Annotated in this window: 14 protein-coding genes; 7 read left to right on the forward strand and 7 right to left on the reverse strand. The window is 68.6% G+C overall.

Annotation, left to right across the window (positions count from 1 at the left end):
* Nucleotides 1-10 precede the first annotated feature (10 nt).
* Nucleotides 11-1,015, reverse strand: a complete 1,005-nt coding sequence (locus tag QMA07_RS13190) for a zinc-binding dehydrogenase (RefSeq protein WP_290162586.1) — start codon at nucleotides 1,013-1,015, stop codon at nucleotides 11-13.
* The gene (locus QMA07_RS13195) at nucleotides 1,012-2,526 is read right to left on the reverse strand and encodes a mannitol dehydrogenase family protein (RefSeq protein ID WP_290162589.1); all 1,515 of its coding nucleotides are present in this window, start codon (nucleotides 2,524-2,526) and stop codon (nucleotides 1,012-1,014) included. Before QMA07_RS13195 ends, QMA07_RS13190 begins: the two co-directional genes overlap by 4 nt.
* Nucleotides 2,527-2,677: 151 nt before the next feature.
* Between QMA07_RS13195 and QMA07_RS13200 the strand changes: the two genes are divergently transcribed.
* From QMA07_RS13200 to QMA07_RS13210, 3 genes are all read left to right on the forward strand, one after another.
* Entirely contained in the window at nucleotides 2,678-3,643 is a 966-nt protein-coding gene (locus QMA07_RS13200; RefSeq protein ID WP_290162591.1) for a LacI family DNA-binding transcriptional regulator, read from the forward strand.
* 70 nt (nucleotides 3,644-3,713) lie between these two features.
* Entirely contained in the window at nucleotides 3,714-3,974 is a 261-nt protein-coding gene (locus QMA07_RS13205) for a type II toxin-antitoxin system prevent-host-death family antitoxin (protein ID WP_290162593.1), read from the forward strand.
* The gene (locus QMA07_RS13210) at nucleotides 3,971-4,234 is read left to right on the forward strand and encodes a type II toxin-antitoxin system RelE/ParE family toxin (RefSeq protein ID WP_290162595.1); all 264 of its coding nucleotides are present in this window, start codon (nucleotides 3,971-3,973) and stop codon (nucleotides 4,232-4,234) included. Before QMA07_RS13205 ends, QMA07_RS13210 begins: the two co-directional genes overlap by 4 nt.
* A gap of 23 nt (nucleotides 4,235-4,257) precedes the next feature.
* Here the strand turns inward: QMA07_RS13210 and QMA07_RS13215 are convergent, their stop codons facing one another.
* Both QMA07_RS13215 and QMA07_RS13220 read right to left on the reverse strand, forming a co-directional pair.
* A complete protein-coding gene (locus tag QMA07_RS13215; protein ID WP_290162598.1) occupies nucleotides 4,258-4,884 on the reverse strand; it encodes a response regulator transcription factor in 627 nt (208 codons plus the stop codon).
* Nucleotides 4,881-6,065, reverse strand: coding sequence for a sensor histidine kinase (locus tag QMA07_RS13220; RefSeq protein WP_290162600.1), 1,185 nt, complete (start codon nucleotides 6,063-6,065; stop codon nucleotides 4,881-4,883). The genes QMA07_RS13215 and QMA07_RS13220 overlap by 4 nt, the downstream gene beginning before the upstream one ends.
* A gap of 163 nt (nucleotides 6,066-6,228) precedes the next feature.
* Between QMA07_RS13220 and QMA07_RS13225 the strand changes: the two genes are divergently transcribed.
* Together QMA07_RS13225 and QMA07_RS13230 are read left to right on the forward strand one after the other, a co-directional pair.
* Nucleotides 6,229-7,299 (forward strand): ABC transporter permease, encoded by a 1,071-nt coding sequence (locus QMA07_RS13225; RefSeq protein WP_290162601.1) that lies wholly within the window; start codon nucleotides 6,229-6,231, stop codon nucleotides 7,297-7,299.
* Nucleotides 7,296-7,991 (forward strand): ABC transporter ATP-binding protein, encoded by a 696-nt coding sequence (locus tag QMA07_RS13230; RefSeq protein WP_290162603.1) that lies wholly within the window; start codon nucleotides 7,296-7,298, stop codon nucleotides 7,989-7,991. Before QMA07_RS13225 ends, QMA07_RS13230 begins: the two co-directional genes overlap by 4 nt.
* A gap of 22 nt (nucleotides 7,992-8,013) precedes the next feature.
* Here the strand turns inward: QMA07_RS13230 and QMA07_RS13235 are convergent, their stop codons facing one another.
* Together QMA07_RS13235 and QMA07_RS13240 are read right to left on the reverse strand one after the other, a co-directional pair.
* Nucleotides 8,014-8,604 (reverse strand): hypothetical protein, encoded by a 591-nt coding sequence (locus tag QMA07_RS13235; RefSeq protein ID WP_290162605.1) that lies wholly within the window; start codon nucleotides 8,602-8,604, stop codon nucleotides 8,014-8,016.
* A gap of 92 nt (nucleotides 8,605-8,696) precedes the next feature.
* The gene (locus tag QMA07_RS13240; RefSeq protein WP_290162636.1) at nucleotides 8,697-10,283 is read right to left on the reverse strand and encodes an L-lactate permease; all 1,587 of its coding nucleotides are present in this window, start codon (nucleotides 10,281-10,283) and stop codon (nucleotides 8,697-8,699) included.
* A gap of 42 nt (nucleotides 10,284-10,325) precedes the next feature.
* On the opposite strand from QMA07_RS13240, the gene fdhD reads away from it, so the two are divergent.
* Both fdhD and QMA07_RS13250 read left to right on the forward strand, forming a co-directional pair.
* On the forward strand, nucleotides 10,326-11,210 hold the full coding sequence (gene fdhD / locus QMA07_RS13245; RefSeq protein WP_290162607.1) for a formate dehydrogenase accessory sulfurtransferase FdhD: 885 nt from the start codon (nucleotides 10,326-10,328) through the stop codon (nucleotides 11,208-11,210).
* Entirely contained in the window at nucleotides 11,200-13,554 is a 2,355-nt protein-coding gene (locus QMA07_RS13250; protein WP_290162609.1) for an FdhF/YdeP family oxidoreductase, read from the forward strand. Before fdhD ends, QMA07_RS13250 begins: the two co-directional genes overlap by 11 nt.
* Nucleotides 13,555-13,669: 115 nt before the next feature.
* On the opposite strand, the gene QMA07_RS13255 is transcribed toward QMA07_RS13250, so the two are convergent.
* Nucleotides 13,670-14,488 (reverse strand): shikimate 5-dehydrogenase, encoded by an 819-nt coding sequence (locus QMA07_RS13255; RefSeq protein WP_290162610.1) that lies wholly within the window; start codon nucleotides 14,486-14,488, stop codon nucleotides 13,670-13,672.
* Nucleotides 14,489-14,674: the final 186 nt, after the last annotated feature.

Here is a 14,674-nt window from a genome sequence, read left to right on the forward strand (position 1 = left end):
TGCGGTGTCGCTAGAGGGAGAGCAGGACCTTCGCCGAGGCCGATGAGTCGCGAGCGAGCTCGAAGGCCTGGACGGCGTCTGATGCGGGGAGGACGTGCGAGATGACGGAGTCGAGGGCGTCGGACTCGGCCAGCAGGGCGACCGCGTCGTCGATCTCGGTGGAGAAGCGGAACGCGCCGCGGATCGTGAGCTCCTTGGCGAGCATCGGGGCGAGGTTCACGCCGATGTCGGCGTTGGGGAGCATCCCGACCTGCACGATGGCGCCGGCGCGACGAGCGGCGCGGACAGCCGAGGTGAGGGCTACTCCGACGCCGGAGCACTCGAAGACGACGTCGTACGACTCGTTCTCGATCGAGTCGCGGCCGACGAGCGAGACCTCGGTCGCGCCGAGGGACCTGGCCCGCTCGAGGGGCTCTTCGCGCACATCGCTGGCGCCGACGACCGATGCTCCTGCCTTGACGGCAGCGGCCACGACGAGGAGGCCGATGGGGCCCGCGCCGATCACGAGCACCCGCGCGCCGGCGATGTCGCCGGCGAGGTTCACGGCGTGGATGGCGACCGCGAGCGGCTCGGCGAGGGCTGCGCGTTCGAGCGGAAGGGATGCCGGCAGCACGCGGACCATCTGCTCTTCGACGATCAGCATCTCGGATGCTCCACCCTGGCGGTGCGGATTCGCCGCGGCGCTGCCGAAGTAGTCGCCGCCGGGGCGCAGGTGCGGGCGGTCTTCGAGGCCGGGTACCTCGGGGCCGTAGCGCGCGGGGTGCACGGTGACGGGGGTTCCAGGGGTCAGGCGACCCGACGGGTCGAGATCGACGACGCCCGACAGCTCGTGGCCGGGGGTCAGCGGCTCTTGGATCGTGTACTCGCCGTTGGCGCCGTGGAAGTAGTAATGCAGGTCGGATCCGCAGATGCCGACGTAGTTCACGCGAAGGCGCACCTCGCCGTCGCCGGGGGTCGGAACCTCACGGTCCTCCCAGCGGATGTCCTCTTTGCCGTGGATGGCGAGAGCCTTCATGGCCGCAGCTCCTTCTTCGTGGTCCGAGATGCCGAGACGGCATCCGCGATCGCGGCGTCGACGCCGCTGCTCCGGATGGTGTCGACGAGCTCGCCGACGCGCGCGATGAACGCATCCTGAGATCCGAGTCCATCACCGAACAGGTGCATGTCGCCGATCACGCGCTGCGCCAGCTCGCGTCCGTCGCGGGCGGTGGCCGCGTATCCGGCCAGTCGTTCGCGGGCACCGTCGGTCATCGCGGCGGCGTGCAGGCCGGGGTCGAAGCCCGGCAGGGGAGCGATGCACGACAGGTATCCGGCGACCGTCAGGGCGATCATGTGCGGCATCTCGCCGTTCCCGAGGGCGAGCAGGGCCGGCTCGGGGATGCGCTGACGCAGCTTGACGGACCCGTCGGTGCCGACCTGGCTGGTGCGGTGGCCGAGTGCGCTGTTGGCCCAGCGCTCGAACAGCTCGGTCTCGTAGGCGCGGATGTCGACGCCGGACGGCACCTCGATCGAGGGCTCGTACTCGTCGCGCAGCACGGCACGAGCCGCACGCTCGATGCGGTCGAGTCCGATCGCCTCGGGGATCGTGCCCACTCCGCTGAGTGCCCCGAGGTAGGCGATGAGCGAGTGCGTGCCGTTGAGCAGACGCACCTTCATCTGCTCGTAGCGTGCGACCTCGTCGGTGAAGACGGCACCGCCGGCCTCCCACGCGGGGCGGCCTCCGGCGAAACGGTCCTCGATCGCCCACATCGTGAACGGCTCGGCCGGCACGGGGATGTCGTCACGGGCGCCGAGCAGGGCGCTCACGCGGGTGCGCAGCTCGGCAGTGGTCGACGGCACGATGCGGTCGACCATGCTCGAGGGGAACGACACGGAACGGTCGAGGAACGCGAGAGCATCGGAGCCCTCGGATCCGGGCAGCTCGCCCAGGAACTCGCGGACGAGCTTCTCGGTGTGCTTGCCGTTGGCCGACAGGTTGTCGCAGCTGAGGATCGAGATCGGTGCTCCACCGGCAGCGGCGCGGGCCTGCAGCCCGCGGGCGAGTTGGCCGATCGTGGAGCGTGCGGCGCCGCCACGCAGGTCGGCGCGCACCGTGTCGTCGTCGAGATCGAGGCGCTGGGTTGCGGGGGAGTAGCTGTAGCCGTTCTCGGTGACGGTGAGGGTCACGATGCGGATGCCGGGGTCGGCGATCTGCGCGATCACGCGCTCAGGCTGGTCGGCGCCGACGAAGGCGTCGGTGTGCACGCCGGGGATGGTGAGCGACGTGCTGCCGGGCGAGATGGTCGCTACCGAGTAGAGCATGTCCTGCGCGTGCATCGCGTCGACGATCGATCGCGAACGGGATGCGACGCCGACGATGCCCCAGTCGCCGCCGGCGGACTGCAGTGCGGCCGCGGTGTAGACCGCCTGATGTGCGCGGTGGAAGCTGCCGAGTCCGAGGTGCAGGATGCCGGCTGCGGAGGGAGCGACCAGGGGAGAGGCTGTCGCAGAGGTCGTGCGGCGCAGGGCCGGTGCTGGGATGCTCACGCGGTGGCTCCTTCGCTCGGGGCCGCGCACCGCTGAGGGTGATCGGCGTTGATCGTCATGAAAATCAGTGTGCAGTGTTTGTACAAACTTGTCAACCTGTTTTACATCGAGGTCGAGGATCGTAGGATTGCAGCGAGGGTGGGAGGTGAAGATGGCAGCGACGCTGACAGATGTGGCGCGGCGCGCAGGCGTGTCGATCGCGACCGCCTCCCGGGCCTTCGGAGAGCCGGATCGTCTCGCGCCGAACACCCTCGGTCGCGTGCTCGAAGCCGCGGGCGAGCTCGGCTACGCGACCTCGCAGTCCGCCACGGCGACGCGCACGTTCGGTGTCGTCGTGCCCGACGTGTCGAACCCCGTGTACGCGACTCTGCTCAAGGCGATCCAGGGTCAGGCGTGGCATGGGCGCCACCGCATCGTGCTCTTCGACGCGGACGAGGATCTGCGCCGCGAGCGCGAGCAGATCGAGCAGGCCCGCAAGCTCGACGGGATGCTGCTGTGCAGCCCTCGTCTTCCCGACGCCGACGTGCTCGAACTGGTCGGCGACACCCCCTACGTCGTGGTCAACCGCCAGATCGACGGCGCGCCCTGCGTGCTGATGGACACCGAGCACGGACCCGCTCAGGCGATCGAGCACCTCGCAGCGCTCGGGCACACGCATATCGCGTACGCCGCCGGCCCCCGCGGATCGTGGGCCGACGTGCGTCGGGCCGACACCGTCGCCCGGGCGTGCGAGCGCCACGGCATCCGCCTCACCGGACTCAGCCACCACGCCGCCTCCATCCAGGGCGGGCGCGCTGCTGCCGCCCCGGCCGCCGCGAGCGGTGCCACGGCGGTGATCGCCTACAACGACCTCGTCGCCCTGGGCCTCGAGGCCGGGATGCTCGAACTCGGCAAGCGCTGCCCCGCCGACATCAGCATCGTCGGCATCGACGACATCGATCTGGCAGGTGCGGTCACCCCCGCGCTCACGACGGTGCGGATGCCGATCGAGCGCAGCGGCGCACTCGCCGTCGACCTGCTGCTGCAGGCGATGAACGGCACCGCGATCGACGACGTCGTGACCCTCGGTTCGCAGCTGATCGTGCGTGCGTCGACCGCTCCGCCGCCGGCCGTCTGAGGGGCGCGTACTCACGACAGCGAGCGGCGCGAAATCTCGGCATTATGTACATAAGTGGTATTATTTACGCATGAACACGATCACCCGCAGCGTGCCCTCGAAGGATCTGCGCGACAGCCTTGCCGATGTTCTCGGCGGGGTCGCGTACGGCTCGGAGCGAGTGGGCGTCACGCGCCACGGCAAGCTGACGGCCGTGGTGATCAGTGTCGATGATCTCGAGCTGCTCGAAGAACTCGAGGCGGCTCGAGACGTTGCCGAGTTCGCCGCCGCTCGGGCGGCCGATGACGGTGAACGCGTGTCGCTGGATGAGCTGCGCGCGGAAGTCGCGTGACGCGCTTTCGGATCGAGTTCACGACTGCCGCTGCCAGAGAGATCCGCAAGCTCGACCCGCAGATCCGCCGACGGATACTTGGCGGGGTGGCCGATCTTGAGCACGACCCGCGTCCGCACGGGTGCCGCAAGCTGGCCGGGTACGACAACGCCTGGAGAATACGAGTCGGCGACTATCGGGTTCTCTATGAGGTGATCGACGAGCAGGTGCTCGTGACGGTCGTCCGGGTCGCGCACCGACGCTCCGTATACGACATCTGAGAGCCGCTGCGACACACCACCTCTCAGCGGAGAATGCCCTTCCGGCGTGCCGCCGAGACCGCGGCGGTGCGTGAGCTGACGTCGAGCTTCGAGAAGATGTGCGCGAGATGCGACTTCACGGTCGTCTCGCTGACGAAGAGCTGATCGGCGACCTCGCTGTTCGATCGTCCGGCGGCGACGAGCTCGAGGACCTCGATCTCGCGGCTGCTGAGGCTCACCCGTGGCGCGCGCATGCGGTCGAGCAGGCGGGAGGCGATCACGGGCGCGAGCGCGCTCTCTCCGGCAGCTGCCGCTCGCACAGCCGCGGTCAGTTCATGCGGCGGGGCGTCCTTCAGCAGATAACCGCTCGCGCCGGCTTCGACGGCGCCGAGGATGTCGGCATCCGAGTCGTAGTTCGTGAGCACGAGCACGTATGGCGGAGCCGCGAGTGCACGGATGCGTCGCGTCGCATCCACCCCTGTGGTCTGGGAGTGGGACCCGAACTGCAGATCCATCAGCACCACATCGGGATTCTCGCGCTCGGCGCAGGCGACGGCCTCCTCGGGTGTGCCTGCCTCTGCCACCACCTCGAGATCCGGTTCGAGGCTGAACAGGGCGGTGAGGCCTGCGCGGACGATGGGGTGATCGTCGGCGATCACGAGGCGGATCATGCGAACTCCGTCAGCGGGAGGTCGACGGTGAGTGTCGTTCCCCGTCCGGGTGCCGCATCGATCTCGAGTCGTCCGCCCAGCTGCTGCACTCGCTCGGCGGTGGCGCGCAGACCGAAGGAATCCGACTTCTCGGCGGTCCCCGGCGCAGGGAGCTCCGCATCGAATCCGGTTCCGTCGTCCTCGACGGTGAAGCGCAGGTGGTCGTTCTCGACGCTGATCGTGACCGTCGCCGTCGTCGCGTGAGCGTGCTGGAGGACGTTGGCGATCGCACCCTGCGTGATGCGCAGCAGCGCCGTCTGCAGATGCATGGGCAGGACGACCGCATCCGACACCCGCACCTGCACGTCGAGCCCCTGCGTCGCCCACTGCGTGCGGGCCAGTCGACGCAGCGCACCACCGAGCGTCTGATCATCGAGCTGGGGAGGCGTCAGCTCGCGGATGAACCGCCGCGCCTCGACGAGGTTCGCGGCAGCTGTCTCGCGCGCGAGTCGGATGTGCTCGATCCCTGGGCGCTCGGCGTCGGCGCGTTCCGCGGCATGCAGCAGCATCTGGATGCTGGAGAGTCCTTGCGCGAGCGTGTCGTGGATCTCACGGGCAAGGCGAGCGCGCTCCGCGAGAACACCCGATTCGTGCTCCTGCGCGGCCAGCTGTCCACGGGTCGCGAGCAGCTCGCGGACCAGCGCTTCGCGTTGCTCGGCCTCTCTCGCCAGAGCCTGGTATCCGAGGCCGATCAGGAGCGCGACGCCGGCGCCGACGAACGGGCCGACGACGCCGCCGACGCTCCACCCGCCGCGGATGCCGAGCGCGCACACCGCGACGATGGTCGACGCGAGTATCGCGGCGGACCCCGCCCACCGCCCCAACAGATGGAGGAACAGGAAGAACAGAGGGAAGACGAGGTAGGCGGCATCGGCGCTCACCCACAGCAGACCCAGCCACTCCAGGGACAGCAGCGCGAGCCACCCCAGAGACACGGGTCGTCGCCCGGGTGAGAGGCGAGCGAGCAGCACACCGGACGCGTACGTCGCTGCGACGATCAGAGCCAGCACGATCGCGGCGACGCTCGACTCCGACGGGTCGAGCACGGCACGGGCGATGACGACCCCTGTCAGGGCGAAGAAGAGAACGTGGAGGCCGGTCCGCAGACCCACGAACACCGGGGTCAGAGCGGTATGCGCCATAGCTCGAACTCTACGCCGCCGCCTCGAGCGCGGCATCGTCCGAAAGGACGATCGAGGCGTCCTCATCCCGGGCGCGGAATGCTCTCCGAGTGGCCGATGATCCTGACGACCAGGACGGCGAGAGTGGAATGGTCGCCGCATCGGAGACAGGAAAGGCACTCTCATGTTCGTCGCGTTACGCGATCTCCGCTTCGCCAAGGGGCGATTCATCCTCATCGGCTCCGTCGTCGCCCTCATCACCCTTCTCGTGGGGTTCCTCAGCGGACTCACGGGAGGACTCGCCATCCAGAACGTCTCGGGCGTGCTCGCGCTCCCCGCGGACCGCATCGTGTTCTCCGCGCCCTCGAGCGGAGACGGTGCGGCCAGCTTCGCCGATTCGGCGATCACCGAGCAGCAGGCGAACGAGTGGGCGGCGACGGCCGACGTGACCGAGGCGCGCCCACTCGGCATCAGCCAGACCCGCGCCGAGACCGACGACACCCGTGCCGCGATCGCGGTGTTCGGTGTCGAGCCCGGTTTCGACGCGAGTGCGCCGTCCGGCGACGGTCAGCTGCGCCTGTCGGTGCCCGCCGCGGATGCGCTCGACGTGGCGGTCGGAGACCAGGTCGAGATCGCCGGCGTCTCCTACGACGTCGAGACGGTCGAGGGAGACGCGTGGTACAGCCACACGCCGGTCGTGCAGATGACCCTGCACGACTGGCAGGCGTACTCGGCATCCACCGGAAACCCCGATGCCTACGCCACGGTGCTCGCTGTCACGGGTGACCCTGATTGGGATGCCGCGGATGCGGCGCATGACACGATCTCCGAGACGACGCTCGGGTCGCTGACGGCGCTGAGCGCCTTCCGCTCCGAGATCGGATCGCTCCTGCTCATGGTGGCCATGCTCTTCGGCATCTCGGGGCTCGTCATCGGGGCCTTCTTCACCGTCTGGACCATGCAGCGCAAGGGCGATGTCGCCGTGCTCAAAGCACTCGGCGCGAGCACCGGATCACTGATCCGCGACGCCTTGGGTCAGGCGCTGATCGTCCTGCTGGTGGGCATCGGCATCGGGCTGGGCCTGGTCACCGTGCTCGGCCTGCTCGCCGGCACCGCCCTTCCGTTCCTGCTGAGCCCTGTCACGACGATTCTTCCTGGAGGCATCATGATCGCCCTCGGCCTCGCGGGCGCCGCCTTCGCCCTGCGATCCGTCACCTCCGCCGACCCCCTCACCGCACTCGGGAGCAACCGATGATCCGCCTGAACGACATCACTCTGACCTTCCCCGACGGCGACTCCCGCGTGACCGCCGTGGATGGCGTGTCCCTCACCGCCCACCCCGGAACCGTCACCGGCATCACGGGGCCCAGCGGCTCGGGCAAGTCGAGCCTGCTCGCCGTCGCCGGCACTCTCCTGCGTCCGGATTCCGGACAGATCCTCATCGACGGAAGCGACGTCACCGCGCTCAGCCCGGCCGAGGCGACGCGCCTGAGGCGGGACCGGATCGGGATCGTCTTCCAGCAGGCCAACCTCATCCCGTCGCTGACCGCCCGCGAGCAGCTGAGCGTCATGAACGAGCTCGGTGCGCCGCGCAGCCGACGCCGCCGCGCCGAGGCATCCGCTCATGCGGATGAGCTGCTCTCGGCGGTCGGCCTCGCAGAGCACGGCCACAAGCGGCCGCACCAGCTCTCCGGAGGACAGCGTCAGCGAGTCAACATCGCTCGAGCCCTGATGAACGATCCGAGCGTGCTCCTGGTCGATGAGCCCACCAGCGCCCTCGATCAGGAACGCGGGGCGAAGATCATCGACCTCATCCTGCGACTGACGGACGAGCGGAACACCTCGACGCTGCTCGTCACGCACGACCTCGTGCACCTTCCGCGCATGCACGGGGTGCTGCACCTGGTGGACGGTCGCGTCGAGGACGCCGCAGTTCCGAGGCGCTGAGCGGAGGCCAGTCGCCGGAGCGTCACCGCTCGCTAGCAAAAGGACCAGCGCTGTAGGCGAGCGTGACCGTCCATCCGTCGCGCGACAGGTCTACGAGACGGTAGTGGATGCGTCGATCGGGCACCCACCCCGTGCTGCTGACGGGATCGAGTCGCACGTGCTCGGGCTGCACCCGCGCCCCGCGACCATCCGCCTCTCGGACGGCGGCCACGCGAGTCCAATGCTGCGTCAGCTCGTCGTCGTCGGCCTCCGGGAGCAGATGCGAGTGACGACGTATCTCGGACAGATCCCGCTCGGTCACCCTGCTGCTGCGGACGTCGAGGCCGAGCGGCACGCCGAGATCTGCGAGGCCGACGACGGTGGCATCGCCTCGGCTCGCCGCCTTGATGACGAAGGGCAGCTCGTCGTCGCCCACCATCGCGAAGAGGTGAGTCTGGTATCCGAACGGTCCGGGCTCCTCGCGCCGCAGACGGATGTCGCGATGAGCGGCTTCGAGACGCATCGCGATCAGCTCGCGCGCGAGGAAGTGCCTGCGTTCGTGTTCGCTGCGTCCGGCGTCCACGCCGAGCAGCGTGTCGATGCCGTCCGGAGCACTGAGCCGTGTGGTCTCCATCGCCTACCTCTCCCGCGCCGTGGGTCGACGCCCGTTCCATCTTCTCGGTCGGCAGCGGTGCGCTGCCAGTGCGATCTGCTCGGCGGGCATGCTCAGGCGACGCCGGGGATGACGAGGGAGAGCACGAAGACCCAGACGCAGACGAACGCGAGCATCCCGAGGCTGTAGACGATCGAAGCCCGCAGGATCTCGCCTTCGCGTCCGGTCAGTCCGACGGCGCCCGCCGCGATCGCGATCGACTGCGGGGAGACGACCTTGGCGACCGTGCCGCCCGCCGTGTTCGCGGCTACGAGCAGGGTCGGGTCGACCCCGATGTTCTGCGCGGTCACGGTCTGCAGGTGGGCGAAGAGAGTGTTGTTGTTGACCACGGAACCGGTGACGAAGACCCCGAACCAGCCGATCACGGGCGCCAGCAGCGGGAAGACGAGTCCGACGGCGGTGAGTGCATTCGCGATGCTCGCCGAACCACCCGAGAAGTTGGCGATGTTGGCGATCATCAGCACGAGGGCGATCAGCACGATGGGCCGCCAGAGGTCGAGCACGGTGACGCGCAGTTGTCGCCACAGGTCCGGTGCCCGCAGCTGCGGCGTCGTCCAGAACGTGATCAGCACGGCGAGGAGGATCGCGGTGCCGGTCGCGTTCACAGGGGTGAAAGCCCACGTCGTCGCCACCGGGTCGGTGGCGCCCGCGGGCACGACGACCCCGGTGATCCCGGGGATCGGCACCGCGGCCACGAGGCCAGCGAGCGCGCCGTCCTGAGCGAAGAGCGCCTTGAATGCGGGGATGCTCCAGACGAAGATCACGCCCGTGAGGATGTAGAACGGACTCCACGCCACGACCACGTCTCCGAAGTCCTGGCGCACGGGGGCGGGGGCCTCGCCGCCGTCTTCGCGGTAGACCCGCTTCGGCTGCCAGATGCGACCGACGACGAAGATGACGACCATCCCGAGCAGACCGGGCACGATGTCGGCGAGTTCGGGACCCAGGAAGATCAGGATTGCCGCCTGCGCGGCACTGTACGCGACACTCGTCGCGAGCAGGATCGGCCAGGTCTCGCGCACGCCGCGCCAGCCGTCGAGGATCATCACGAGCAGGAACGGCACGAACAGCGTGAGTGCCTGCAGCACCAAGACCATGTCGGCGGTGAGGTCGGCGAGCGGAACCTCTCCGACCTGCGCTCCGACGACCACCGGGATGCCGATCGCGCCGTAGGCGCCGGCGGCGACGTTCGCGACCAGGCAGAGCATCGCGGCCTTGATCGGCGCGAAGCCGAGCTGCACGAGAAGCGCGGCGCAGATCGCGATCGGGACCCCGAATCCCGCGGCTCCCTCGAGGAACGCGCCGAAGCAGAAGCTGATCAACAGCACCTGGATGCGCTGGTCGGGGGAGATTCCCGAGATGCTGGCGCGGATCACATCGAAGCGACCACTGGCGACCGCGAGTTTGTAGAGCCAGACCGCCATCACGATGATGTAGGCGATCGGCCAGAGGGCGGTGAGCACCCCGGCGAGCCCTGCGCCGGCGATCGAGGCGAACGGCATGCCGAACGGCCACGCCGCGACGATGATCTGCACCACGGTGGCGATCGCTCCCGCGACGAGTCCGCTGAGCTTGAACGCCATCAGACAGAGCAGGAAGACGATGATCGGCACGATCGCGATGATCGCCGAGAGCCACAGCTGACCGGTCGGGTCGAGCGGACCCGGAGTACGCTCGCTGGTGTGGGGCGGATCACGACGCGGAGACCGATTCTGAAGCTCACCCTCGGCGAGGGTGCGGTTCGCAGAGCCGACACGCTCGCCGTCGAGGAGCCGCTCGAGATACGGGTCGCGGGATCGCCGCTCGCTGTCACCATGCGCACCCCGGGGCACGACGTCGAGCTGGCGGCGGGGTTCCTCGTGTCCGAGGGGATCATCGCCGCGACCGCCGAGTTCCACTCGGCGATCCATTGCGGCGGCCCGGGCGCCGGCGGCCAGGAGAACACGTACAACGTGCTCGACATCAGCCTCGCTCACGGCGTCGCGCTTCCCGACCCCGACGCTGCCCGGCGCTTCTACACGACCAGTTCGTGCGGCGTCTGCGGCAAGGCCAGCATCGACGCGGTGCGTACGGTGTCGCGGCATCCGGTCTCCGACGACGACGTCCAGGTGGATGCCGAGCAGATCGCCGCCTTCCCCGATCGTCTGCGCGCCGAGCAGGCGGCGTTCGACAAGACCGGCGGGCTGCACGCCGCCGCTCTCTTCGACGCCGATTCGGGAGACCTGCTCGTGCTGCGCGAAGACGTGGGGCGTCATAACGCCGTCGACAAAGTCGTGGGGTGGGCGCTGTTGAACGATCGGCTGCCGCTGCACCGGCAGATCCTGCAGGTCTCCGGTCGAGCGAGCTTCGAGCTGGTGCAGAAGGCCGCGATGGCCGGCATCCCTCTGCTCAGCGCCGTCTCGGCGCCCTCGTCTCTGGCGGCGGAGCTCGCCGAAGAGTCGGGCGTGACGCTCGTCGGATTCGTCCGCGGGCGTTCGATGAACATCTACACGCACGCGCATCGGGTGCGCATCGACGGACTCGCGTCGTCTGCCCACCACCAAGAAGGGGCACACCATGCTCGATAACCAGGGAACCGCCGGAACGGCCGGAACCGCCTTCGGGCTGATGCCGGTCGAGCCGCGCCAGGGCGGCTACGGCCCTCGCACCGATCGGCCCTGGTCACGCAAGCCGTACGGTCACCCCGCTGCGGGCTGGGGCGCTGCGTTGTCGGTGGCGCGGGTGGTGCTGGATCAGCGAGAACCGATCGCCGGCCCGCTCTCGATGCTGCAGATGAACCACCCCGTCTCGGGCTATGACTGCCCGGGCTGCGCGTGGCCTGACGACCCGGGCAATCTGAAGCTCGACATCTGCGAGAACGGCATCAAGCACGTCACGTGGGAGATGACTCGCAAGCGCGTCGATCGGCGGTTCTTCGCCGAGCACACGGTCACCGAGCTCGCGACCTGGCCCGACTTCGACCTCGAAGACCAGGGGCGCCTGACCGAGCCGATGGTCTACGACGCAGCGACCGATCACTACGTGCCGATCACGTGGGACGACGCGTTCGCGCTGGTCGGCGACGAGCTGCAGGCGCTCGACAGCCCTGATGAGGCGTCGTTCTACACCTCTGGACGGCTCAGCAACGAGGCGACGTTCCTCTACCAGCTGATGGTGCGCGAATACGGCACGAACAACCTGCCCGACTGCTCGAACATGTGTCATGAGGCGTCCGGCCGCGCGCTCAAAGCCTCGATCGCCACCGGCAAGGGCACGGTCGACCTGCATGACTGGGACGACTGCGATGCACTCTTCGTGCTCGGCGTGAATGCGGCATCCAACGCTCCGCGCATGCTCACGGCGCTGTCGGATGCCGTGAAGCGTGGCGCCCAGGTCGTGCACGTCAACCCGCTCGTCGAGGCCGGTGCCACCCGAACGATCGTGCCGCACGACTTCGTCGACATGGCGCGCTTCACGGCGACCGGCACGAGCACCATGAATCTGCAGGTGCGTCCCGGCGGTGACCTCGCTCTCATCCGAGGCATGTCGAAGGCCGTCTTCGAAGCGGCAGCGGACGACCCGTCGGTGCTCGACACCGACTTCCTCGACGCTCTGACCCACGGGATGCACGAGTATCGCGCGCTGGTCGAGGCCACTTCGTGGACCGACCTGGTCATGCAGTCGGGGCTCACAGAGGAGCAGATCCGCGCGGCCGCTGCGGTGTACCTCGCGTCCGAGCGCACGATCATCAGCTGGTGCCTCGGCGTGAGTCAGCACGAGCACGGTGTGGACACCGTGCGAGAGATCGTCAACCTGCTGTTGCTCCGAGGCAACATCGGGCGCAAGGGCGCAGGTCCCTCACCCATCCGTGGGCACAGCAATGTGCAGGGCAACCGCACCTGCGGCATCGATCACCATCCCACCGGTGCCTGGCTCGACCGTCTCGCCGACGCATGCCGCATCGAGCCGCCGCGGCATCCGGGGCTCGACACCGTGCGCACGATCGAGGCGATGCACGACGGCCGCGTGAAGGTGTTCGTGGGCATGGGCGGCAACTTCGTGCTCGCGGCTCCCGACACCCCGTTCACGGCGCAGGGGCTCGAGAAGTGTCGCCTGACGGTGCAGGTGAGCACCAAACTCAACCGCAGTCACCTCGTGCACGGCGAGAAGGCGCTGATCCTGCCCTGCCTCGGTCGCACCGAGCGCGACCAGCAGGCTCAGGGGCCGCAGGGCATCACGGTCGAGGACGCGATGAGCATGGTGCACCTCTCGATGGGGCGCAAGCAGCCGGCATCCGCGTACCTGAGGTCGGAACCGGCGATCATCGCCGGGCTCGCCAAGGCGACCCTGCCGCACACCGCCACTCCCTGGGACTGGTACGTCGGCGACTACGACAACATCCGCGACGTGATGGCGAAGGTGCTGCCAGGGTTCGAGGGGTTCAACGACCTGATCCGCGACAGGCACGGCTTCCGCATCCCGCAGCCGGCGCGGGAGCGCGAGTTCGAGACCCCGTCGGGGCGTGCCGAGTTCTCGCACGCACCTCTGCCGAACGTCATCCCCGAGTCGGCCGAGACCCTGGTGCTGCAGACCATGCGCTCGCATGACCAGTGGAACACGACGATCTACTCGAACGACGACCGCTATCGCGGCGTGAAGAACCTGCGAGAGCTCGTGTTCCTGCACGAAGACGACATGCGCGACCGGGGACTCGTCGAAGGCGATCTGGTCGACATCGTGTCGACCTCGAAAGACGGATCGACGCGGATGCTGACCGCGTTCCGCGCCGTGCCCTACGACCTCCCTCGCGGCAGCGCCGCCGGCTACATGCCCGAGATGAACGTGCTGATCGGCCGCAAGGACTTCAGCGCGCAGAGCGATCAGCCGCTCATGAAGAGCATCCAGGTGACGGTCTCGCGCACGGTGGCCTGAGCGGGGGGCCGCGCTCGCCGCGGTCAGGCGTCGACGGTCACAGCCTGCAGCGCGTGCACGACGGGTGCGAGCTCGGGGTGCGTGACCGTCTTCCCGTGTCATACGGGTGGCGTGCTCACTGCGCCCGCATGAACTCCTCGGCCGCGGCCACCTGGCGAGGAGTCGGGCGGATGCCGGTGTAGAGCACGAACTGCTCGAGAGCCTGCAGGGTCGCGACCTCGGCGCCGGTGATGACGGTCTTGTCGGCTGCGCGTCCCGCCGCGATGAGCGGAGTCTCGGCAGGCAGGGCGACGACGTCGAACACGACGGATGCCGCCGCGATCTGCGCCTCGGTGAACGACAGGGCACGCTCGTCGGCCCCACCCGCCATGCCGATCGGCGTGATGTTCACGATGATGTCGGCCGTCGCGGCATCCGCGTCCGCCGTCCACGCGAATCCGTAGAGGTCGGCCAGCCCTCGACCGCGCTCTTCGTTGCGCGCCGCGATCGTGACTCGCGAGAACCCGGCGTCACGGAAGGCGGCGGCCGTGGCCTTGGCCATCCCGCCCGAGCCGCGCAGCAGCACGGATGCCGCAGGGTCGAGGGAGTTGCGCTCGATCAGCTGGGCGATCGCGCTGTAGTCGGTGTTGTAGGCCGTGAGCACTCCGTCATCGTTCACGATCGTGTTCACCGAGTCGATCGCTGTGGCAGAGGGGTCCATGCGGTCGACGAGCGCGATGACGTCCTCCTTGAAGGGCATCGAGATCGCGCAGCCGCGAATGCCGAGACCTCGCACGCCGGCGATCGCCTGGCCGAGGTCGGTCGGCGCGAACGCCTTGTAGATCCAGTTCAGACCCAGCTCCTCGTAGAGGAAGTTGTGGAATCGCGTGCCGTTGTTGCTCGGGCGTGCGGACAGCGAGATGCACAGGGTCATGTCCTTATTCAGCATGGTCACCGCACCAGGCTACTCGCGAGGCGGTGCGACCTCGGCGTCCCATCGATGTCACAGTGCCTCGAGCTGCCGTAGCGGGATCCGGCGACCTCCCCTAGTGTGAAAGTGCATGCACAGGGGATTGATCGTCTTCGTCTTCCCCAGAGACGGACTGCCTTCCCCAGAGGCAAAGGCGATTCGTGCATGCGA

It is taken from the genome of Microbacterium sp. APC 3901, from assembly GCF_030407765.1.
Lineage (GTDB): Bacteria > Actinomycetota > Actinomycetes > Actinomycetales > Microbacteriaceae > Microbacterium.